This window comes from Tabrizicola sp., from assembly GCF_041913445.1.
In the GTDB taxonomy this organism is placed as follows: Bacteria; Pseudomonadota; Alphaproteobacteria; order Rhodobacterales; family Rhodobacteraceae; genus Tabrizicola.
Genome location: NZ_JAYSFG010000002.1, coordinates 223,673 through 245,452, shown reverse-complemented (window position 1 = coordinate 245,452; position 21,780 = coordinate 223,673). Strand labels below are relative to the sequence as shown.

20 protein-coding genes are annotated in these 21,780 nt (G+C 67.3%); 2 read left to right on the top strand and 18 right to left on the bottom strand.

Going from position 1 to position 21,780, the window contains the following annotated elements; genetic code table 11:
• The first annotated feature begins 89 nt into the window (after positions 1-89).
• Positions 90-1,466, top strand: coding sequence for an FAD-binding oxidoreductase (locus tag ACE3Q6_RS03505; RefSeq protein ID WP_374428536.1), 1,377 nt, complete (start codon positions 90-92; stop codon positions 1,464-1,466).
• 13 nt (positions 1,467-1,479) lie between these two features.
• Here the strand turns inward: ACE3Q6_RS03505 and ACE3Q6_RS03500 are convergent, their stop codons facing one another.
• The 17 genes from ACE3Q6_RS03500 to ACE3Q6_RS03420 form a co-directional block, all read right to left on the bottom strand.
• Positions 1,480-1,635: a hypothetical protein gene (locus tag ACE3Q6_RS03500; RefSeq protein WP_374428532.1), complete on the bottom strand. Its 156-nt coding sequence runs from the start codon at positions 1,633-1,635 to the stop codon at positions 1,480-1,482.
• A 131-nt stretch (positions 1,636-1,766) separates the two neighbouring features.
• On the bottom strand, positions 1,767-3,410 hold the full coding sequence (gene recN / locus ACE3Q6_RS03495) for a DNA repair protein RecN (RefSeq protein WP_374428530.1): 1,644 nt from the start codon (positions 3,408-3,410) through the stop codon (positions 1,767-1,769).
• A 34-nt stretch (positions 3,411-3,444) separates the two neighbouring features.
• Complete coding sequence (locus ACE3Q6_RS03490; protein WP_374428528.1) at positions 3,445-4,287, bottom strand: outer membrane protein assembly factor BamD; 843 nt, start codon at positions 4,285-4,287, stop codon at positions 3,445-3,447.
• Between the two features lie 138 nt (positions 4,288-4,425).
• A complete protein-coding gene (gene lpxC / locus ACE3Q6_RS03485; protein ID WP_374428526.1) occupies positions 4,426-5,346 on the bottom strand; it encodes a UDP-3-O-acyl-N-acetylglucosamine deacetylase in 921 nt (306 codons plus the stop codon).
• A gap of 192 nt (positions 5,347-5,538) precedes the next feature.
• On the bottom strand, positions 5,539-7,173 hold the full coding sequence (ftsZ, locus tag ACE3Q6_RS03480) for a cell division protein FtsZ (protein ID WP_374428524.1): 1,635 nt from the start codon (positions 7,171-7,173) through the stop codon (positions 5,539-5,541).
• Between the two features lie 196 nt (positions 7,174-7,369).
• Positions 7,370-8,704, bottom strand: a complete 1,335-nt coding sequence (gene ftsA, locus ACE3Q6_RS03475) for a cell division protein FtsA (protein ID WP_374428522.1) — start codon at positions 8,702-8,704, stop codon at positions 7,370-7,372.
• On the bottom strand, positions 8,701-9,597 hold the full coding sequence (locus ACE3Q6_RS03470; protein WP_374428520.1) for a cell division protein FtsQ/DivIB: 897 nt from the start codon (positions 9,595-9,597) through the stop codon (positions 8,701-8,703). The genes ftsA and ACE3Q6_RS03470 overlap by 4 nt, the downstream gene beginning before the upstream one ends.
• Positions 9,585-10,505: a D-alanine--D-alanine ligase gene (locus tag ACE3Q6_RS03465; RefSeq protein ID WP_374428518.1), complete on the bottom strand. Its 921-nt coding sequence runs from the start codon at positions 10,503-10,505 to the stop codon at positions 9,585-9,587. Before ACE3Q6_RS03465 ends, ACE3Q6_RS03470 begins: the two co-directional genes overlap by 13 nt.
• A gap of 39 nt (positions 10,506-10,544) precedes the next feature.
• Positions 10,545-11,471, bottom strand: a complete 927-nt coding sequence (gene murB / locus ACE3Q6_RS03460) for a UDP-N-acetylmuramate dehydrogenase (protein WP_374428516.1) — start codon at positions 11,469-11,471, stop codon at positions 10,545-10,547.
• Positions 11,472-11,512: 41 nt separating this feature from the next.
• Entirely contained in the window at positions 11,513-11,764 is a 252-nt protein-coding gene (locus ACE3Q6_RS03455) for a hypothetical protein (RefSeq protein ID WP_374428514.1), read from the bottom strand.
• A gap of 5 nt (positions 11,765-11,769) precedes the next feature.
• Complete coding sequence (locus ACE3Q6_RS03450) at positions 11,770-12,042, bottom strand: DUF2484 family protein (RefSeq protein WP_374428512.1); 273 nt, start codon at positions 12,040-12,042, stop codon at positions 11,770-11,772.
• A complete protein-coding gene (locus tag ACE3Q6_RS03445) occupies positions 12,039-13,250 on the bottom strand; it encodes an APC family permease (RefSeq protein WP_374428510.1) in 1,212 nt (403 codons plus the stop codon). Before ACE3Q6_RS03445 ends, ACE3Q6_RS03450 begins: the two co-directional genes overlap by 4 nt.
• A gap of 33 nt (positions 13,251-13,283) precedes the next feature.
• A complete protein-coding gene (locus tag ACE3Q6_RS03440; protein ID WP_374428508.1) occupies positions 13,284-13,562 on the bottom strand; it encodes a DUF2484 family protein in 279 nt (92 codons plus the stop codon).
• A gap of 19 nt (positions 13,563-13,581) precedes the next feature.
• The gene (gene murC, locus ACE3Q6_RS03435) at positions 13,582-15,003 is read right to left on the bottom strand and encodes a UDP-N-acetylmuramate--L-alanine ligase (RefSeq protein WP_374428506.1); all 1,422 of its coding nucleotides are present in this window, start codon (positions 15,001-15,003) and stop codon (positions 13,582-13,584) included.
• Positions 15,000-16,094 (bottom strand): UDP-N-acetylglucosamine--N-acetylmuramyl-(pentapeptide) pyrophosphoryl-undecaprenol N-acetylglucosamine transferase, encoded by a 1,095-nt coding sequence (locus tag ACE3Q6_RS03430; protein ID WP_374428503.1) that lies wholly within the window; start codon positions 16,092-16,094, stop codon positions 15,000-15,002. Before ACE3Q6_RS03430 ends, murC begins: the two co-directional genes overlap by 4 nt.
• Before the next feature lie 88 nt (positions 16,095-16,182).
• Positions 16,183-17,346 (bottom strand): putative peptidoglycan glycosyltransferase FtsW, encoded by a 1,164-nt coding sequence (locus ACE3Q6_RS03425; RefSeq protein ID WP_374428500.1) that lies wholly within the window; start codon positions 17,344-17,346, stop codon positions 16,183-16,185.
• A 145-nt stretch (positions 17,347-17,491) separates the two neighbouring features.
• A complete protein-coding gene (locus ACE3Q6_RS03420; RefSeq protein ID WP_374428496.1) occupies positions 17,492-18,133 on the bottom strand; it encodes a nucleoside/nucleotide kinase family protein in 642 nt (213 codons plus the stop codon).
• A 274-nt stretch (positions 18,134-18,407) separates the two neighbouring features.
• Here ACE3Q6_RS03420 and ACE3Q6_RS03415 point away from each other — a divergent pair, with 274 nt between their 5' ends.
• A complete protein-coding gene (locus ACE3Q6_RS03415; RefSeq protein WP_374428491.1) occupies positions 18,408-19,106 on the top strand; it encodes an imm11 family protein in 699 nt (232 codons plus the stop codon).
• A 237-nt stretch (positions 19,107-19,343) separates the two neighbouring features.
• On the opposite strand, the gene ACE3Q6_RS03410 is transcribed toward ACE3Q6_RS03415, so the two are convergent.
• On the bottom strand, positions 19,344-21,716 hold the full coding sequence (locus ACE3Q6_RS03410) for an ATP-dependent helicase (protein WP_374428487.1): 2,373 nt from the start codon (positions 21,714-21,716) through the stop codon (positions 19,344-19,346).
• Positions 21,717-21,780 lie beyond the last annotated feature (64 nt).

Below are 21,780 nucleotides of genomic sequence, written 5' to 3'. Positions count from 1 at the left end.
CTCCTCGCATGGAATGCGCGCCTGATAGCGGAAAGCGCGGAGAAGGGCCAGAGCTTGTGCCGGGTCGCAAAGCCGCTAGGCTGACGAACATGCTGGACGATGCCCCCCTTACCGCCCTTCGCGCAATCTTCGGCGACCGGCTGGCGGTATCCGCCGCTATCCGCACCGAACATGCGCAAAGCGAAAGCCTCGTCGCGGGCGGCCTGCCCGATGCCGTGGTCTTTCCCCGCTCGACCGAAGAGGTCGCTGCGCTGGCCCGCTGGTCCACCGCCCACCGTATCCCGCTGATCGGCTGGGGCGCAGGCACCTCGCTTGAAGGCCACGCGCTGGCCTTGGCCGGGGGTGTCGTCGTCGATTTCCGCGACATGGCCGCCGTGCTGGAGATCCGCCCCGAGGACCGCCTCGTCCGCGTCCAGCCAGGGCTGACCCGCGAAGCGCTAAACACCGAACTCCGCACCACCGGCCTGATGTTCTCGGTCGATCCCGGAGCGAACGCCTCGCTTGGCGGGATGGCCGCGACCCGGGCGTCGGGGACGACCGCCGTCCGCTACGGGACTATGCGTGACAACGTGCGAGGGCTCACGGTCGTGCTGGCCAGTGGCGAGGTCATCCGCACCGGCACCGGCGCGCCCAAGTCCTCCGCTGGTTACGACCTGACCGCCCTCTTCGTCGGCTCCGAAGGCACGCTGGGCCTCATCACCGAGCTTACCCTGAAACTCCACGGCCAACCCGAGGCCGTGATGACCGCCGTCGCCGCCTTCCCCACCGTAAGCGCCGCCGTCGACTGTGTCATCGCCACGATGCAGATGGGCCTGACCCCCGCCCGGATCGAGTTCCTGGACGCGGACACCGTCGCCGCCTGCAACGCCTATTCCAGCCTCACGCTGCCCCTCTCTCCGCAGCTCCTGGTCGAGTTCCACGGTCACCCGGAGGGCCTTGCCGAGGACGTCGCCCGCTTCCGCGCGCTCGCAGCAGACCACGGGGCAGAGGGGCTGGACTGGGCCGAGAAACAGGAAGCCCGCACCCGTCTCTGGGCCGCGCGTCACAGCGCCTACCGGGCGATCCTGGCGTCTCGACCGGGGGCAAAGGCCATCGTGACCGATGTCTGCGTCCCGATCTCGCGGCTGGCCCAGGCGGTCGAGGAAACCCGCGCCGACATCGCCGCCTCCGGCATCACCGGCCCGATCCTGGGCCATGTCGGCGACGGCAATTTCCACGCGATCCTGATGGTCGATCCGTCACGGCCCGACGAGGCCCGAACGGCCAAGGATCTGGCTCACAGGATGGCCGAACGCTCCCTCCGTCTGGGCGGCACGATCACGGGGGAACACGGGGTGGGCTTCGGCAAGCTCGGCCTGATGGCGGCCGAGCATGGGGCGGCATGGCAGGTCATGGGCGCGGTGAAGGCCGCGCTTGACCCTTTCAACCTCATGAACCCGGGGAAGGTCGTCCCCCGTCAGCCATGAGCTTCAGGCATGACTAGAGGTCAAAGCTCGAACGGCGGAAGAGGCCGTTGTCGATCTCGCGCTGGCGGCGTTCCAGGTCGATGCGGCTGACCGAGGCGTTCAGATAGGCGCGCTCCAGGTCGGCGACGCGGGGGAAACCGGAAACCAGTGATTTGAACAGGTTGAACATGGGTTAGGTCCTTTCTTCGTATCCTGAAGATAGGACGCTGCAACGCAGCATTGTAGGTCGCACCCGCGAAGTCCCGCCATGCAGCCAGCGCATGGATCATCCCGATCCTGCCGCAAATCCGGGCGGTTGGCTCAGCCCAGAAGCAGAGCCCGCGCGGCGGCCCTCGCGGCCTCGGTCACCGTGTCGCCCGCCAGCATCCGCGCGATCTCTTCGACCCGCTCTTCGGCCCCGAGCCCCGTGACAGTGGACAGGGTCTGCCCCTTCGCCACCCGCTTCTCCACCCGCCAGTGGCGCGCCCCGAAGGCCGCCACCTGTGGGGAATGCGTCACGACCAGCACCTGCGCGCCCTGCGCCAAGGCCTTCAACCGCCGCCCCACCGCATCCGCCGTCGCGCCACCGACACCCCGGTCGATCTCATCGAAGATCAGGGTCAGCCCGGGGCTGTCCCCGGTCAGGCAGACCTTCAAAGCCAGAAGGAACCGCGACAATTCCCCGCCCGAGGCGATCCGGTTCAGTGGACCCGAGGGCGCGCCAGGGTTGGTGGCCACGGTGAAGGTCACCAAATCCACTCCCTCCGGCCCCGGCTCCCCTGCCGTGACCTCGGTCGCAAAGACCGCCCGTTCCATCTTCAACGGGGCCAGTTCCGCCGCCATCGCCGCATCCAGCTTCTTCGCCGCCGCGACCCGCGCCTTCGTCACCCGCGCCGCCTCGGCGGCATAAGCCGCCTCCGCCTCGGCCACGGCCTTCCCCAGCTTCGCCAGACCCGCCGCCCCGCCATCAATCGCCGCCAGCCGAGCCCGCAACCCCTCGGCAAAGCCGCCAAGATCGTCCGCCAGGACCCCATGCTTCCGCGCCAAGGCCCGGATCGCGAACAGCCGCTCCTCGACCCGCTCCAGCTCTCCCGGATCGAAGTCCAGCGCCTCCAGCGCCCTCTCCACCCCGCCCTGCGCTTCGCCCAGCTCGATCAGCGCGCGATTCAAGGCCTCCATCGGCGCGTCCAGCCGCCCCTCGGCCTTCTCCGCCGCGCCATCCAACCAGCGCAAGGCATCCCGCATCCGCCCCTCGGCGCCCTCGTCGGACAGGGCCATCAGCGCCTTGGCCACATCCTCGCGAATCCGCCCCGCGCCCTGCATCAGCCGCCGCCGCGCATCCAGCGCCTCGTCCTCTCCGGGCCGAGGGTCCAGCTTGTCCAGTTCCGCCACCGCATGGCGCAGGAACTCTTCCTCTGCCGCCGCCCGCGCCAGCGCGCCCTCGGCCTCGGCCAAGGCCGACCGAGCCTCCCGCTGCGCCGCCCAGGCCGCCCGCAGCGGACAAAGGTCCAGCCCCGCAAAGGCATCCAGCAGCGCCCGGTGACCCCGGGGGTTCAACAGCCCCCGGTCATCGTGCTGGCCGTGCAGCTCCACCAGCGTATCCGACAGGTCCCGCAGCACCTCGCCCGAGACCCGCCGGTCGTTGACGAAGGCCGTCTTCCGCCCATCCGCCGCATTGACGCGCCGCAGGATCAGCTCGTCCTCGGCCTCGATCCCGGCCTCCTCCAGCACCGACCGTGCTGCATGGCCCACGGGAAGATCAAAGACCGCCGTCACCTCACCCTGAGACGCCCCGGCCCGGACCAGTTCCGCCCGGCCCCGCCAGCCCAACACGAACCCCAGCGCATCCAGAAGGATCGACTTCCCCGCCCCCGTCTCGCCGGTCAGCACGTTCAAACCCGGCTCAAGCTCCAAGCTCAGCCGGTCGATGATCAGCACATCGCGGATGTCCAGGCTGCGCAGCATGGTCAGGCGTAGGGTGCGCTACAGCGCACCATCCTCACAACCACTCGCCCTTCACCATCTGGCGGTAGATGGTGCGCAACCAACCCTCGCCCCTGGCTTCCGGCGACAGGCCCTTGCCCTTCAACAGGCGGAACGTGTCGTCGTAGAAGGGAGAGGCCTGGTAGTTGTAGCCCAGGATCGCGCCAGCGGTCTGCGCCTCGTCCGTCAGGCCAAGCGCCAGGTAGCATTCGACCAGTCGATGCAGCGCCTCGGCCGTGTGCGAGGTCGTCTGGAAATCGGCAACCACCACGCGGAAGCGGTTGATCGCCGCCGCGTAATGCCCGCGCTTCAGGTAATAGCGCCCGACCTCCATCTCCTTCGCGGCCAGCTGGTCGAAGGCGAGGTCGAACTTCAGGATCGCGGACCGGGCATATTCGCTGTCGGGATAGGTCTCGATCACCTCGCGCATGCCCTGCAGCGCCTGGAAGGTGATGCCTTGGTCGCGGCCCACATCGTCGATCTGGTCGTAGTAGGACAGCGCCATCAGATACATCGCATAGGGCGCATCCTCGTCACCCGGATAGAAGTCCAGGTAACGCTGCGCCGCATCCCGCGCCTCGGGATATTCCTTCGCCTTGTGATGGGTGAAGGCCTGCATGATCAGCGCGCGCTTGGCGTATTCGGTATAGGGATAAAGCCGCTCGACCTCCTGGAAGTAGACCAGCGCGTCCTTCGGCTTCTTGCCGGTCTCAAGCTCCAGCTCGCCCTTCTTGTAGATCTCTTCGGCGGTGTAGCTGTCCAGCGCCCGCTCGTTCGAGCCCATGCTTGCGCATCCGGCCAGCGTCGATACCAGAAGCGCCGTCTTGAGGAACCCTGCGCCGGGCCGTCTTCCTGACATTCTTCGCCTATCCAACCTGCAGCCAGGCGGTTTGCCCCACCGTGCCTCACTTCGTTGCGCCCGTCCTAGCACAGAAAAATCCGGGGCGCAAAACGCCTTTCGTGACTTTTCAGAAGGCTGTGATGTCCGACCCCGGGGTCAGGCACGCGCGGGCAGATCGCCGGCATGGACGCCCACACCCGGCAGTTTGCCCAGCGTGCGCGGGTTGCAGTCGACGATCTCGAACGCTTCGGGATCCGCGAACAAAGCGCGCAGAAGCCGGTTGGTAAGCGCATGTCCCGCCCGTTCGCCCACGTAGCGCCCCAGGATCGGGCCGCCCGCCAGCGCAAGGTCGCCGACCGCATCCAGCATCTTGTGGCGCACGGGTTCGTCCGCATGGCGCAGCCCCCCCGGCGACAGCACCTGGTCCCCGTCGAAGACCACCGCGTTCTCCAGCGTGCCCCCCAGAGCAAGGCCCCGGGCCCGCATCGCATCCACGTCCGCCTGGCGGCAGAAGGTGCGGCTGTCCGACAACTCGCGCACGAAGGCACCATTGGCCATGTTCAGCCGCCGTGCCTGCACACCGATCGCCTCGTCGGCAAAGTCGATGCGGAAATCGATCTCCAGCATCTCTGCCGGCTCCAGCCGGGCCACGGCATCGCCGTCGCGCACTTCGACGGCCTTGCGGATGCGGACGGCGCGGACCGGCTGGTCCTGCTCCTCGATTCCAGCCGCGAGGAACCCCTCGACGAAGGGCACGGCCGAGCCGTCGAGGATCGGGACCTCGGGTCCGTCGATCTCGATCAGCGCGTTGTGGATGGCAAAACCGGCCAGCGCGGCCATGATATGTTCGACGGTGGACACCGACACGCCATCGGCGTTCTCGATCACCGTGCACAGCTTGGACGGCGTCACCATGTCCCAGCGCGCCAGCACCATCTGGTCACGGTCCGCCACGTCAACCCGACGGAACCGGATCCCGTGATCGGCCGCCGCCGGACGCACGACCATGCGCACGGGTGCCCCGCCATGCAGACCGACACCGGTGAAGGCGGCAGGTGATTTCAGAGTGTTCTGCACGTCTCGCTCAACCTCATGTGGAGCGGGTTTCTACCCGTTCCGATTGCACGTTAGGTATTCGTTAGGGATTTGAACCTCAACTCACTCTTTGTGACGGTATGTGTCAGCTTTGAAACACGCCGCAACCCATTGATGCAAAAAGAAAAGGCCCGGTTACCCGAGCCTTTCCGAAAGGTTGATGCCGCGTTCTTTTCAGTTGGCCTGGCGGCGCAGGAAGGCAGGGATCTCGATCCGGTCCTGGTCGGAACCCATGTCGTGGTCGTCGTCATAGGCGGTGACCGGCGGCTGGTTCCGCGCCGCGGGAGCGGTCGGATTGGCCTCCAGGTGGCCCGCCATCCGGTTGATCAACGAGCCGATGCCGAAGCGGGGCTTTGCCGCGCCCTGGGCCGCCGGAGCCGGGGCCGGAGCGGGGGCCGGCGCCGCAGCGGGACGGCTGAACTTCGCGGGCGCGGCGCCCGGACGGTTGACCGCAGCCTGCAGCCGGGCAATCGCCTCGGGCGAGGGCTGGCCGGCGACGCGCGGACGCGGGGCCACGAACTCGGAAGCGTCGGCCTCGATCGCCGCTGGGGTCGACCGCACAAGCGTCGGCTGGGCAACCTGCTGCGGGCGGTAGGCCGGCGGCGGCAGGTCGTCGGCGATGGACAGGTCGTCGGCATCCATGTCGGCCTTCGATGCCACCGCGTCGAAGGCGGCGTCGGCCACCGACTCGACCTCTTCCTGGAACGGGGCGCGCTCTTCCATCACCGGCGCGGGGGCCGGGGTGTAGGCGGGGGCCGCCGCGCGGGGCGCTTCCGGAGCGAGAGTCAGCGGCGCGCCCATCGAGCGGCGCGCGACCGGCGTTTCGGCCTTGTTCGCGGCCGAAGCGTCGATGCCGGTCGCGACGACCGACACACGGATACGGCCTTCCATCGCGGTGTCCAGCGTCGAGCCGACGATGATGTTGGCTTCCGGGTCCACCTTCTCGCGGATGATGTTCGCAGCTTCGTCCAGTTCGAACAGCGTCAGGTCATGGCCGCCGGTGATGTTGATCAGCACGCCCTTGGCACCGTTCAGGCTGATCTCGTCCAGCAGCGGGTTGGCAATCGCCTTCTCCGCCGCCTGGATCGCGCGGTCGTCGCCGGTGGCTTCGCCCGTGCCCATCATCGCCTTGCCCATCTCGTCCATCACCGCGCGGACGTCGGCGAAGTCGAGGTTGATCAGGCCCGGCCGCACCATCAGGTCGGTCACGCCCTTGACGCCCTGGTAGAGCACATCGTCGGCCATCGCGAAGGCTTCGGTAAAGGTCGTGCGCTCGTTGGCCAGGCGGAACAGGTTCTGGTTCGGGATGATGATCAGCGTATCGACGACCTTCTGGAGCGCCTCGATACCCTCTTCGGCCTGCCGCATCCGCTTGGCACCTTCGAACTGGAAGGGCTTCGTCACGACGCCCACGGTCAGCACGCCCAGCTCCCGCGCCGCCTGCGCGATGATCGGGGCCGCGCCGGTCCCGGTGCCGCCGCCCATGCCCGCAGTGATGAAGCACATATGCGCCCCGGCCAGGTGGTCGACGATTTCTTCGATCGTCTCTTCCGCCGCAGCGGCCCCCACCGTCGGCCGGGCCCCTGCCCCAAGACCTTCCGTCGCCTTGACACCCATCTGGATGCGCGCGCCTGCCCGGCTTTGCTGCAGGGCCTGCGCGTCGGTGTTGGCCACGACGAACTCGACGCCTTCCAGCATCTTGTCGATCATGTTGTTCACCGCGTTGCCGCCCGCGCCGCCCACACCGAACACGGTGATGCGCGGCTTCAGCTCTTCACGCTCCGAAGTCATCGTCAGATTGAGTGCCATTGGGTTTTGCCTGTCCGTTTGTCCGCCGCCTGTTTCCGGTCCTTTCCGCCATCAAATCCCCGCGGAAGGCCTACTTATCCCCGATTCTATCCACAACACTTCCAAAGGTCACGCGAAAACTCGCGGGAAACCACGAAATCTGGGGGTCAAACCCCCGCAATCAGCGGTATTTCGCCCCTTCGGCCGGATGTTGTGGTCACCAGTTATCCTTGAACCATTTGACGGCCCGCCGAAGCGAGCGTGCCGGGTAGCGTTCTGCGGGAATTTCGAAGTCCCACCATTCGTCCTGCGGATGCGCCGCAAAGAGGCACAGGCCCACGGCGCTGGCAAAAGCCGCTCCCGTCGCCGCCTGAGGCAGCCCCTGCACGCGCAACGGACGGCCCAGCCGGACGCGCTGGCCAAGCACCCGCGTCGCAATGCCGTCCAGCCCCGGGATCTGGCTGCCGCCGCCCGTCAGCACGATCTGCTGGCTGGGGAGCGTGTCAAACCCTGCCGCATCCAGCGTCGCGCGCACTTCCTCGAGGATCTCCTCCACGCGGGGCCGCATGATCCCGATCAGCTCGGTCCGGCTGATCTGGCGGCGGTCCTTCTCCCAGTCGCCCGAGTCGCCGCCGATGTCGATCATCTCGCGGTCGTCCATGCCGGTGGCGTAAAGCCCGCCGTGGCGCGTCTTGATCCGTTCGGCCGTAGCCATCGGGATCTGCAGACCCTTGGAGATGTCGCTTGTCACGTGGTCGCCACCCATGCGGACGGAATCCGCATAGATCATGTGCTTCTTCATGAAGATCGAGATGCCCGTGGCCCCGCCGCCCATGTCGATGCAGGCCGCGCCCAGCTCCTGCTCGTCCTCGACGAGGCTGGAGATCGCCGACACATAGGCCGAGGATGCAATCCCCGCCAGTTCCAGGTCACAGCGCTTGATGCAGTAGAGAAGGTTCTGCACCACGTCGCCGTCCACCGACAACAGGTGCATGTCGACGGCCAGCCGATGCCCGATCTGCCCGCGCGGATCGCCCAGGCCCGACCGATGGTCCAGCGCAAAGTTCACCGGCTGGGCGTGCAGCACTTCGCGTCCCTGCCCCAGGTCTGGCACGTCGCAGGCGGCCAGCACACGGCTCACGTCCTGCTCGGTCACCACGGAATCCTGCAGGTCCAGCTCGCCCGCCAGCCCGTAGCTGCGGGGTTCAGCGCCCGAGAAGCAGGCGATCACGTGGTCGACCCGCACGTTGGCCATCTTCTGCGCCGCCTGCACCGCCGTGCGAATGGCGCGCTCCGTCTCGTTCATCACCGCGATCTCGCCGAAGCGGACGCCGCGGCTGCGGGTCGTCGCCGCGCCGATCACCCGGAACTGGCTTTGCCCCGCCATCGGCCCGACCCCGTCCTGCTCGCGCAGGCGGTCCGGCCCGTCGAAGCGCAGGATCAGGCAGGCGATCTTCGACGTGCCCACATCCAGGATGGCGATCACGCCGCGCTGCATGGCAGCCTTCCGCATGTTCCGCATGGCGCGCTGAGAGGTATAGAGATCGGTCACAGTTCGTTCTCCACGGTTTCTAGGCCCTGCGCGCGGCGAATTTCGGCAAGGGCATTGGGGGTGAGGCGAAGGGTTGGGCGGTGGTCGGACCGCAGGTCCACGGTCAGGATGTCGCGGTTCATCAGGTCCTGGGCGTGGTCGAGCGCCAGAAGGCGCTCCAAGGCCTGGACCGGGTTCTTCTCGGGCAGAAGGATGCGCTGGTCGCGGTCAAGGACGATGTCCCAGCGCCGGTCGCCCATGCGGACAAGGCCCCGGATACGCGGCGTCAGCGGCCCAGCGGCGGCGATCAGCTCCAATGCCTCGGGCGTGGCCGCATCGGCCCCTTCGCCCGCGATCAGCGGCAGGTCGGCCCGGTCGGCGCGCGACAAAAGGCCCGCGACCCGGTGCCCGGTCTCGTCCACCAGCGTCAGCCCGTCCTCGGTCCGCCAGACCGCGACGGGCACACGCTCGGTGATCAGCACCTGCAACACGCCGCCCGACCGGACCCGGAGGTCGGCCTTCTTGACCGCGTCCAGCGCCTCGATCCGGTCGCGCGCGGCATCAAGGTCGATATCGAACGAGGACATCGGCAAGGGCAGCGCCAGCTTCGCCCGCACCGCCTCGGCCAGGTCGTCGGACGCACCCTCGACCCGGGCGAGGCTCACCCGGAACTCCGGCCGCGCCTCGAATTCCTCGCGCAGATGGGTCAGTTGCCCGATCACCGCCTGCCGGTTGGGCTCATGGCCCAGCCACAGCGCGGCCGCACCGAAGACGACCAGCGTCGGAATGCCCTTGAAGACTAGGCTGCGCACATAGGGCGTCAGCATCCAGCGCTGGACCCGGTAGGCCCATTTCGACGGCGCGGGGTCCTTGCGGACACGGGTCGTGGGACGGCGGGCGATCAGCGATTGCATGAAGCGTCCCTCACCATCCAGGCGCAGAACTCCGGGAACCCGATCCCCTGCATCGCCGCCTGTTCCGGGGCCAGCGAGGTCGGCGTCATCCCCGGCTGCGTGTTCGTCTCCAGCAGGATCAGCCCGTCCAGCCCCCGCGCCTCATCCCAGCGGAAATCCGTCCGCGACACGCCCCGGCACCCAAGCGCCCTGTGCGCCCGCAGTGCGTAATCCAGGCAAGCCGCCTCGATCTCGGCGGGCAGCTTCGCCGGGCACTCATGCCGGGAACCGCCGGGTTTGTACTTGGCGTCATAGTCGTACCAGCCGTCGGTGATGATATCCGTCACCCCCAGCGCCCGGTCGCCCATCACCGTCGTCGTCAGTTCACGGCCGGGGGCATAGGTCTCGACCATCACCACGTCCGGCATCGTGGCCGCCAGTCGCGGCGCGTTCGACCCCTCGCGGACGATATAGACCCCGACCGAGGACCCCTCGTTGTAGGGCTTCACCACGTAGGGCGCGGGCAGGACATGCCCCGCCTCGACCTCTTCGCGGCTGGCCAGCACGCTTTCCACCACCGGCAGGCCGGCGGCCCTGTAGACCTCCTTGGTCTTGACCTTGTCCATCGCCAAGGCCGAGGCCAGCACCCCGGAATGCGTATAGGGGATCTGCAGCCACTCCAGCACCCCCTGGACGCAGCCATCCTCGCCCCAGCGGCCATGCAGCGCGTTGAAACAGACATCGGGTTTCAGGTCAGCAAGGCGCGCAGGCAGATCGGGGCCGCAATCGACCTCCGTCACCTGATAACCAGCCTCCCGCAGGGCCTTGGCGCATTCGCGCCCAGAGACAAGCGACACTTCCCGCTCAGCGGAAAGCCCACCCATCAACACCGCCACTTCGGGGGCCATCCTGCTCGATGCGCCCGCCATACACTGCCTCATCCAGGGCTTATCTGCCCCGTGATCTTCTTAGTCCTGCAAGGTTTCTCCGACCCGCATGATTTCCCACTCTAGCGTGATACCGCTTGATTGGTAAACCTTTTTCCTGACCTCTTCGCCGAGATTTTCCAGATCCGCCGCCGTGGCGCCGCCGGCGTTGATCATGAAGTTGGAATGCATCGTGGACATCTGCGCCCCGCCGACGCGCGCGCCGCGCATCCCGGCGTCGTCGATCACCTTCCAGGCCTTCAGCTCATGGCTGTCATCCGCCCGCCCCGTGGACGACCGTCCGACAGGATTGCGGAACGTGGACCCCGCTGACCGCTCCTTCGTGGGCTGGCTCGCATCGCGCTTGGCGATCTGCTCGACCATGCGCGCCTCCAAAGCCGCCGGATCCCCCTTCGCCGCGCGAAACGTGGCCGAGACGATCACCGCGCACTCAGGCAGATCGCTCTGCCGATACCGCAGGTTCAAGGCCGAGGCGGGCAGCACCACCACCTCGCCCGACCGAGTTACCACCCGCACCTCCTCCAGCACGTCGGCCACGTAGGACCCGTAGCAGCCAGCGTTCATCCGCACCGCGCCGCCGATCGACCCCGGGATCGTCCGCAGGAAGGTGAGGTCCAGCCCCGCCTCCGCCGCCCGCCGCGCCACATGAGCATCCAGCGCGGCCGCTCCGGCCACGACCCGGTCGCCCTGCACCTCGATCCCGTTGAACCCCCGTCCCAGCCGGATCACCACCGCCCGGATGCCGCCATCCCGCACGATCAGGTTCGACCCCACGCCCATCGGGAAGACCGCCACGGCCGGGTCCAGAGCGCCCAGGAAGGCGCATAGGTCCGCCTCGTCCGCCGGCTGGTACAGCCAGTCGGCAGGCCCGCCCACGCGCAGCCAGGTCAGGTCGGCCAGCGGCCGGTCCGGCGTCAGCACGCCGCGCGTTTCAGGAAGCTTGGTCATGGTCCGGTTCTGCGGCGCTTTCGTGCCTCTTGCAAGACCTGTCACCGACGCCACAGGCTTGCGACCGCGATGCCCGCCACCGATCCCAGCAGCACGGGGACCGCAAAAACCAGCGAGCCCCAGTCGAACCCGGACCCGCCCTGCTCTTGCCACCGCATCGCCAGCACCGCCACCAACGCCAGCACCGGCAGCGCCAGCGCCTGTCCCCAGCCATAGCGGCGCGTCATGCCATAGGACAGGACCGCCACGAAGATCAGCATCACGACACCGGGGACCCAGATCAACCCGCCCATCGGCCTTACCCCAGCTGCCGGCGCAACCAGCGCCACAGGAAGATCACCGGCCAGCGCAGGACCGAGGCCCCGGCGGCCAGAAGCACCAGCCCCACCACCGGACCCGCCACCCAGGTCACCCAGCCCAGAAGCGGCACGCCCAGCGCGATCAGCACATAGGCCGCGCGCCAGTGCTTGTCCTTCGAGGGGAACATGGCGATGACGTTGGCCACCACCAGCCACAACAGGCTCAGGACCAGCGGCCAGTAGTCCGGATCCGCGCCAAGGTTGCCAATCATGTGACTTCTCCGATCAGAACGGCGGACATCGCCGCGGCCAGGGCGGCAAGCGCTGCGATCAGCCCCGCCCAGGGGACCCAGGCCGCGACGCGGAACGGGGCTTCCGGTTCCCGGCGATGCAGCCGGATCAGCGCGGCGTTCACCAGCGCGAACACCGCCAGAAGGATGATGGCCGTCGCCTCGGCCAGGGTCTCGACCGGCAAAAGCAGTGCCGCCGCCAGCACTGCGCCACCGACCAGAAGCGTGGCCCGGGCCGGGGTGCCAAAGCGGGGATGCGACCGGGCCAGGGGCTCCAGCACGCGCGTGCGCCGGCCCAGCCCGTAAAGCACGCGTGAGGCCATGACGATCTGCGCCAGCACGCCGTTCAGCGCGGCGGCGACCGCGATGGCCGACAGGAAGGCCGGTGAACTGCCGGTCGCGCGCTCCCAGATCAGCGCGACAGGCTGGGCGCTGGCGCGAAGCTCGGCATGGGGCGCGACACGAACCGCAGCCAGGCTCACCGCAATGTAAAGCGCCGCGGTGATGAACAGCGCCAGCAAGATCGCGCGCGGCATCACCCGCTCGGGCTCGCGCGCCTCTTCGGCCATGTTGGTCAGGTCCTCGAAGCCGATGAAGGCGAAGACCGACAGCGAGATCGCCGCCGCGATCCCGGCAATCGGCGGCGGGGGGAGATCCGCAAGCGCCACCCAGTCCGGACCAGGGGTCGCAAGGAACCCCGCGCCCACCACGGCCAGAAGGCCCGCCACCTCGACCACCGTCAGCAGCGCGATCAGCGCCAGGCTTTCCAGGACGCCGACCACCGCCACCACCGTCAGCGCCGCACCGATCCCGGCGATCAGCCAAAGCTCGGGCAGGTCCAAGAACGTGGTCAGGTAACCGACCCCGCCCCGCAGCACCGCTGCAGCCGAGATCACGCCGGTCAGCGCGATGGCAAGGCCCGCCAGGACACCAAGATCGCGCGAGGAGAAGCCGCGCTCGATATAGGCCGCCTGGCCCGCCGCCTCGGGCAGTCGCGTGGCGAACTCGGCATAGGAAAGGGCCGAGAACAGCGCGACCACGCCTGCCAGAACAAAGGCCAGGGGCGCCCAGATACCGGCATGACCGACCACGGTGCCGACAAGGACATAGATGCCCGCGCCCACCATCACGCCGACGCCGTAGGCTGTCAGCAGGCCAAGCCCAAGGCGGCGCTCCAGAGTGTCAGCCATCGGCCGCTGCCCGTCTGGTCGGGACCGGGGCGCTCATTTCTCCAGGTCCTTCGGCAGCGGCGCTGGCCGCCCCAGGGCGCGGCGGATGAAGTAGATCAGCGGGTTGCGGAACATCGAGGCAAAGGCAACCAGCCCCGCCACCGCCCAGCCCCAGCCGTGAAACCAGCCGATCCAGACCAGAAGGAAGGGCGCGAGGATCAGAAGGATGATCCCCGGCACCATCTGCCGCTTCATCGGAAGCATGGCGACGATGGCGGCAAGCAGGATCCACAGGCAGCCGAAGAACAGGGGCGTGACGACACCCCAGATCATGCAACGGCCCCCGACCGGCTCATGCGGCCTTGCCCAGCAGTTTCGCGGGCAGCGCATTGGCCCAGGCACTGATCGTCCCCGCGCCAAGGCAGACCACCATGTCGCCCGGCCGTGCCTGTTCCTTCACCAGCCGCGCAAGCTCGCTTTCGTCCTGCAGCGCGCGGGCATGGCGGTGGCCGTGGGCGATCAGCCCCGCCACCAGATCATCGCGCGAGGCACCCGGAATCGGGTCCTCCCCGGCCGAGTAGACATCGGCGATCGCCACCACATCGGCCTCGTTGAAGCAGGTGCAGAATTCCTCGAAGAGGCTCGACAGCCGGGTGTAGCGGTGCGGCTGGTGGACGGCGATGATCCGGCCCCCCTGCTTCCCGCCAATCGCCTGCCGCGCCGCCTTCAGCACCGCCGCGATCTCGACGGGGTGGTGGCCGTAATCGTCGATGATGGTGACCCCGTTCACGTCCGCGACCTTGGTGAACCGCCGGTTCACTCCGGCGAACCCGGCCAGGGCCTCGCGGATCTCGTCGCGCTTCATCCCCAGATGCCGCGCCACCGCGACCGCCGAAAGCGCATTGCTGACGTTGTGGTCCCCGGGCATCGGCAGGGTGCAGCCCTCGATCATCCCGCCCTCGCCCTGCAGCGCAATGTCGAAATGCGCAACGCCCGCTTCATACCGCAGGTTCACCGCCCGCACGTCGGCCTGAGCATTGAAGCCGAAGGTCACCACGCGGCGGTCCGTCACCCGCCCGACCAGCGCCTGCACCTCGGGGTGGTCGGTGCAACAGACCGCAAGGCCGTAGAAGGGGATGTTCGACACGAAGTCCAGAAACCCCTTCCGCAGCGCGTCGAAGGTCCCCCAATGCTCCATGTGCTCGGGGTCGATGTTGGTCACGATGGCGATGGTCGCGGGCAGCCGGTTGAACGAGCCGTCGGACTCGTCCGCCTCCACGACCATCCACTCCCCCGCCCCGGCGCGAGCATTGGACCCATAGGCATGGATCACGCCGCCGTTGATGACCGTCGGGTCGAACCCGCCCTTGTCCAGAAGCGTCGCCACCATCGTCGTGGTCGTGGTCTTGCCATGCGTCCCGGCGATGGCGATGTTCGACCGCAGCCGCATCAGCTCCGCCAGCATCTCCGCCCGGCGCACGACCGGCAGCTTCCGCCGCCGCGCCTCTTCCAGCTCCGGGTTGCCCTTCTTGATCGCAGACGAGATCACGACGACCGACACGCCATCCCCGATGTTCTCGGCCTTCTGGCCCTCGAAGAACCGCGCGCCCAGCTTCACCAGCCGGTCGGTGATCTTCGACGCCTTCGCATCCGACCCCTGGACCGCGTAGCCCAGCGTCATCAGGACCTCGGCGATCCCGCTCATCCCGATGCCGCCGATTCCCACGAAATGGATCGGCCCCAATTCCAGCGGAAGCTTCGTCGCTGCGTTCATGATGCGTCTCCGCCCAAATCTTCAACCAATGCCACCAGCCGCGCCGTCGCGTCCGGCTTGCCTTCGCCCAGGGCCGCGCGCGCCATGCCCTCGGCCTTCAGGGGGTCTTCCAGGATCGCGGCGATGTGGCCCGCAAGGCCGGCCGCGTCAAGCGCCTTCTCCTGGATCACCACCGCTGCCCCTGCGTCAGCCAGCCCCTTCGCATTGGCCGTCTGGTGATCCCCCGTCGCGGCCGCGAAGGGGATCAGGATCGACGGCCGCCCGATCACCGAGATGTCCGCCACCGAAGAAGCGCCCGAGCGCGAGATCACCAGCTGAGCCTCGGAAAGCCGCCGCGGAATGTCCGCAAAGAACGGCGCGATCTCCGCCCGCACTCCCGCCGCCTCGTACCCTGCTGCCGCCCGCGCCGCATCCTCGTCCCGCGCCTGATGCGCCACCCGAAGGTTCGCCCGCAAGCCTTCCGGCAGCAGCGCCACTGCCGCCGGCACCACGTCCGACAGGATCCGCGCGCCCTGAGACCCGCCGATCACCACCATCGCCATCGGATAGTCGCCCGGAGGGATATAGGGCGCCGAGCCGCGGTCCAGCACGGCCTGCCGCACCGGGTTTCCCGTCGCTTCTCCCGTCACGCCCTGCGGCAAGGCCGTGGGCCAGGTCCCGCAGGCAACCCGGTCCACCCGCCGCGCAAAGACCTGGTTCACCCGTCCCAGAACCCCGTTCTGCTCATGGATCATCCGCGGCCGCCGCAACATCCACGCCGCCGACAGCGCCGGGATCGACGGATACCCCCCGAACCCCACCACCACGGCCGGCCTGTCGCGCATCTGAGACATGAGCGCACCCACGACGCCCCCCAGGATCCGGAACGGCACCATCAGCTTTGCCGCCACGCCGCCCCGGGCAAAGGTCGCCGACGCCACCCGCTCGATTGCCACCTCTTTCGGAAACCCGCCCGCATAGCGCGCGCCCCGGTCGTCGGTGGACAGCTTAACCCGCCAGCCCCGCGCCAGCATCGCCTCGGCCAGGGCCTGCGCCGGGAACATGTGCCCCCCCGTGCCCCCCGCCGCGATCAGAAGAAGCTTGCCGCTCATCGCTCCGATCCCCCGGCGCGTCCAGGCGCCTCCCTCCCCCCTCCGTGGGGGAGGGCCGGGGTGGGGGGGCTCGCCGTGCAGAAACCCATCACCGCCCCCGCCGGAAGACGTCGCTCATCTGCCCCCGCGGCCGCTCCCGCGTCAGCGCCAGAAGCATCCCCAACGTGATCCCGGCCGCGATGACCGACGACCCGCCATAGCTCACGAAGGGAAGCGTCATCCCCTTGGCCGGCAACAGCCGCACAGCCACGCCCATGTTGATCATCGCCTGCACCCCGAAGATGCAGGCAAGCCCCGCACCCGCCAGCCGCGCAAACGGGTCCCGCTCGGGCAGGAGACGCCACAGGGACCGCACCACGATCACCCCGTAGACCGCCAGGATCAGGAGGACCAGCAGAAGCCCGTATTCCTCAGCCGCCACCGCGATGATGAAGTCGGTATGCGCGTCCGGGAGCGACCATTTCACCTGCCCCTCACCCACGCCCACACCGAAAAACCCGCCCTCCTGGATCGCGTTCGCCGCATAGCCAAGCTGCGTCCGCGGGTCCACGTCGGGCGACAGGAACCCATCGATCCGGCGCGCGAAGTGTTCGGAGCTCTCATAGAACACCAGCCCCGCCGCCGCGACGATGCCGCCGACGACCCCGATCAGCAGCATCGGAGCGCCGCCGACGAAATAGACCACGCCCCAGGCGAAGAGCACCAGCGCAGACTGGCCGAAGTCCGGCTGCATCGCCAGGAAGGCCACGACGACCAGGGTCAGCGCAAAGGAAATCGACTTGCCCGGCGGACCCTGCAGATCCTGGCTCGCCGCGATCAACCAGGCCACCACGATCACGAAGCCCGGCTTCAGGAACTCGGAGGGCTGGACGCTGGCAAACCCGAAGGAAAACCACCGCACCGCCCCCTTGCCAAAGTCGGTGCCAAGGATCGGCAGCAGCATCAGCGCCAGCATCGACACGGCGAAGCCCAGAACCCCAAGCCTGCGCACCATCTCGGGTGGCATCATCGAGATCCCCAGCATCACCACCAGCGCGACCCCGCCGAAGAAGGCCTGACGCTGGACATAGTAGAACGGCTCCAGCCCGTTCCGCGTCGCCAGCGGCACCGAGGCGGCCAGGCCCAGCAGCAGTCCGATCCCGAACAGGACGAAGACGCATGTCAGCGTCCACTTGTCGATCGTGCGCCACCACCTTGGGATGACCGGCTCGGATACCCGTACGGGATTCGAGCCATAGACCATTTCAGTCATGGAAAAACCGCCTGTTACGCCTGCTCTGCCTTTGGAAGCCCGGGTGTGTCCCCCAGGTCTTCGCGGGCCAGAGTAGCGCCAAACGAATCACAAGGCCAGCGCGAATAGGGTCTGGCGAATCGGAATTTGCGGGGCGTCGAAGGGGTCAGCCGTTCCGGATCACATGATCCGCCGGGATGGACCCGTCGCGCACCCAGCGTCCGTTCGGCAGGTCGTTTTCCTCAAGCTTCTCAACGATTTCCGGCTCGGATAACCCCAGCCTCTCCCACCGCCCCCGCAACCTCGCGCGCAGCACGTGCTCCGGCACCTCGACCATCACCGTCACGTCGAACATCGGCCGCAGCCGGTCCCAGGGGGACTGGTTCAGAAGAAGCCAGTTCCCCTCGACCACGATGACCGGAGTGTCCTTCGGGATCAGCCGCGCCCCCGCCCGCGCGATCTCGATCTTGCGGTCGAAGACCGGGACCGCGACCTCATCCTCATCCAGCGCGCGAAGCCGCTTCAGCGTGTGGTAAAGCCCGCCGACGTCAAACGTCATCGGCGCGCCCTTCCGAGGCCGCAGCCCGGCGGGCACCAGATAGAGGTCATCATAATGATACCCGTCCATCGGCAAGACCGCCGCCAACCCCGGCTGCCGGGCGTTCAGCTTCCCCACCAGCTTGTCCGCGAGCGTCGATTTCCCCGACCCAGGGGCCCCCGCGATGGCAGCGATGACCCTGCCCCCACTTGCCGCCTGCGTCTCCAGAAGATCGGCCAGCCGTGAAAGCTCGATCGCCTCGCCTGCCATGAAAAGCCTCCCCCGGCTGTCGGACCAGCTTTGCCGAAAGCTGAGCGGGCCGCAAGGGGGCCGGTCGGGCTGTCCACGCTGGTCGCGTTCTGGTTTTACACTTCTTTCAATGGGTTGGGGGCGCAACGGCGGTGTTAAGGACGATCAGGCCGCACCCCCCCCGGTGCGCGCCAAGCATGCGCTGGCCGTGCGAGGGGATACCTATGGACGAAGATGCTTCGGTTTGAATACCGCAGGACGTGTGGGTAACTGTGGCTAGGTTTTGCCAAAACAAGTGAATGCAGACAATGGGCAGAGCGAGGTTCTGGTGGGATTGGCGATGCTGGGAATGGCGAACACTGCGGTTGGAACGGAGGTGGAAATGGCGCAAGTCTGGACGGTGGGGTTTGATGAAGGCTACAACATCACATTGAGTGCCGACTTCCCAGACGGCGATCTGCGGAAGACGGAGTATGTGGACCGCACGAAGGATGGAAGAAGCATCGGCTTTGATTTCGAGCCCGGAAAAAAGCGCCTCGGCCGTGCGCTAAAACTCGAAAACATCCCCACGAAATTTCGCTGGGGGGGGGCAGCCGAACGGATGCCCGACCTTATGCTGACGCACTCCGTGATGCTGGCCAGCGACAAGGTGCGCAACATCATCGAAGAGCTGGAACCCGGCGTGCACCAATTCTTCCCACTGGAAACCTGGGCGAAGGGCAACAAGCCCGCCCAGCGGATATATTTGATGAACATCTGCAACCGGCTGGACAGCGTCGATCACCAGAAGACGACGAAGCCGTTTGATCGCGGAATTGCGTGGCGCAACGAAAAGCCCGGCGAACTCGTATTCAACCTTTCCCAGATCGGCGGGCACAAGCTTTGGCACGATAAGCATATCTTCGACAACATGTACTTCGTCGATGAGGTGAAGGACGCCTTCGACGCGGCAAATGTCACCGGCGTAAAATATTACGGTTATCGGGCGGAGTAGAAACATGGGACAATTCGCGCATGTGGGCGAGGTCGAGGGCCTGAGCCAGACCGCTATTCCGATTCCGCGGACCGACCCGCCAATTGCCAACAAGGATGGAATGCAGGAGGCCCATATGCGTGGTCTCCGGACAGGTCAGAAATCCATGCCGGCAGAAATTAACAAACCCCTAACGTCCGCGAGCAAGCCATTGTAATCATTGGCAGGATCGACTTTGTCCACCGTGGACACATCCTCTCAGAAGGGGACGTCATCCACCTGATCGGCCGGGATCACCCAGCGCGCGACGACCTTCTTCGACCCCGCATGATCGAACTCGATGTCCAGCTTGTCGCCCTCGATCCCCATGATCTCGCCGTAGCCGAACTTCTGGTGGAAGACCCGGTCCCCCAGCACATAGGGGGACACGGCCTCCATATCGATCACCACGTGCCGCGCCTCCTGCGGCTGCCGCATGGGGCGCGACCCGGAGTTCTCCTGCAGCCGCCGCCAGCCCGGCGAGTTGTAGACGTCCGCCTTGGAAACCCGGTCCTCCAGGCTCGACCCGAACCCCACGGAAGCCGCCGCCCCGAACCCGCCACCATAGAGACCAGGGGCCGTCAGCACCTCCACATGCTCCCCCGGCAGCTCGTCGATGAAGCGCGAGGGCAGCTGCGACTGCCACTGCCCGTAGACCCGCCGATTGCTGGCGAAGCTGATCGTGCAGACCTCCTCGGCCCGCGTGATCCCCACGTAGGCGAGCCGCCGTTCCTCCTCCAGCCCCTTCAGCCCGCTCTCATCCATGCTGCGTTGGCTGGGAAACAGCCCATCCTCCCACCCCGGCAGGAAGACCACCGGAAACTCCAGCCCCTTCGCGGCGTGAAGGGTCATGATCGTGACCTTCTCCTCCGCCCCCTCGGTCTCGTTGTCCATGATGAGGGAGACGTGCTCCAGGAACCCCTGCAGGTTGTCGAACTGCTCCAGCGCCTTAATCAGTTCCTTGAGGTTGTCCAAGCGCCCCGGAGCCTCCGGCGTCTTGTCGTTCTGCCACATCTCGGTGTAGCCCGACTCGTCCAGGATCGTCTCGGCCAGCCGGATGTGGTCGTACTCCGGATGCAGAGTGGCCATATGCCAGCGGTCCACCCCGTCGACGAAGGCGCGTAGCTGCGAGGCCCCCTTCCCCGGGATCACGCCCTTCGCCAAGGCCTCCCGCGCGCCGTCGAGCAAGGACACCCCCGCCCCCCGCGCCAGCACGTTGATCTTGGACTGCGCCGTATCGCCCAGCCCCCGCTTCGGCAGGTTCACCACCCGTTCAAAGGCCAGATCGTCGTCCGGAGACACCGCCAGCCGGAAATAGGCCATCGCGTCGCGGATTTCCTGGCGTTCATAGAAGCGCGGGCCGCCGATCACCCGGTACGGCAGACCGATGGTCAGGAACCGGTCCTCGAAGGCCCGCATCTGGTGTGAGGCCCGCACCAGGATCGCCTGGTGGTTCAGGTCCACCGGGTCCCTTCCCCGCGTTCCGCGCTGGATCGCCTCGATCTCCTCGCCGATCCAGCGCGCCTCTTCCTCGCCGTCCCAGTGGCCGATCAGCCGGACCTTCTCGCCCAAGGCCCCCGCTGTCCAAAGCGTCTTGCCCAGCCGTCCCGCGTTCTTCGCGATGATCCCGGAGGCCGCCCCCAGGATATGGCCCGTGGACCGGTAATTCTGCTCCAGCCGGATCACCTGCGCGCCCGGAAAGTCCTTCTCGAACCGCAGGATGTTGCCAACCTCGGCCCCGCGCCAGCCGTAAATCGACTGGTCGTCGTCGCCCACGCAGCAGATGTTCCGGTGCGCCTGCGCCAACAGTCGCAGCCACAGATACTGGGCGACGTTGGTGTCCTGATATTCGTCGACGAGGATATAGCGGAACCAGCGCTGGTACTGCTCCAGCACGTCCGCATGCGTCTGGAAGATCGTGACGCAGTGGAGGAGCAGGTCCCCGAAATCCACCGCGTTCAGGGTCTTCAGGCGCTCCTGGTAGGCTGCATAAAGCTCGGTCCCGCGGTTGTTGTAGGCCCCGGCCTCGGAGGACGGCACCTTCTCGGGCAGCCAGGCGCGGTTCTTCCAGCCGTCGATCAGGGACGCCAGCATCCGCGCCGGCCAGCGCTTTTCGTCGATGTTCGCGGCCAGCACCAACTGCTTCAACAGCCGCAACTGGTCATCCGTGTCCAGAATGGTGAAGTTCGGCTTCAGCCCCACCAGTTCCGCATGCCGCCGCAGGATCTTGACCGACAGCGAGTGGAACGTGCCCATCCAGGGCATCCCCTCGGCGACCTCGCCCAGAAGACGCCCCACACGCTCCTTCATCTCCCGCGCGGCCTTGTTGGTGAAGGTCACCGCCAGGATCTCGTTCGGGCGCGCCCGGCGCTGATGCAGAAGGTGCACGATGCGCGAGGTCAACGCCTTGGTCTTTCCCGTTCCCGCACCCGCCAGCATCAGGACCGGGCCGTCCAAGGCCTCGACCGCAGCGCGCTGCGCCGGGTTCAGGTCCTCCAGATAGGGCATCGGCCGCGCCGCCATCGCGCGTTGCGACAGCGGAACAGGCGCGGCGGCGGCCTCGAAGGCCTGGTCTTCATCCCAAGCGGTCATGCGGGACAGTATACCCGCATCGCGCGCGGGGGAAAGTCCCGCGTTCACCGATTGTTCAGGCCCA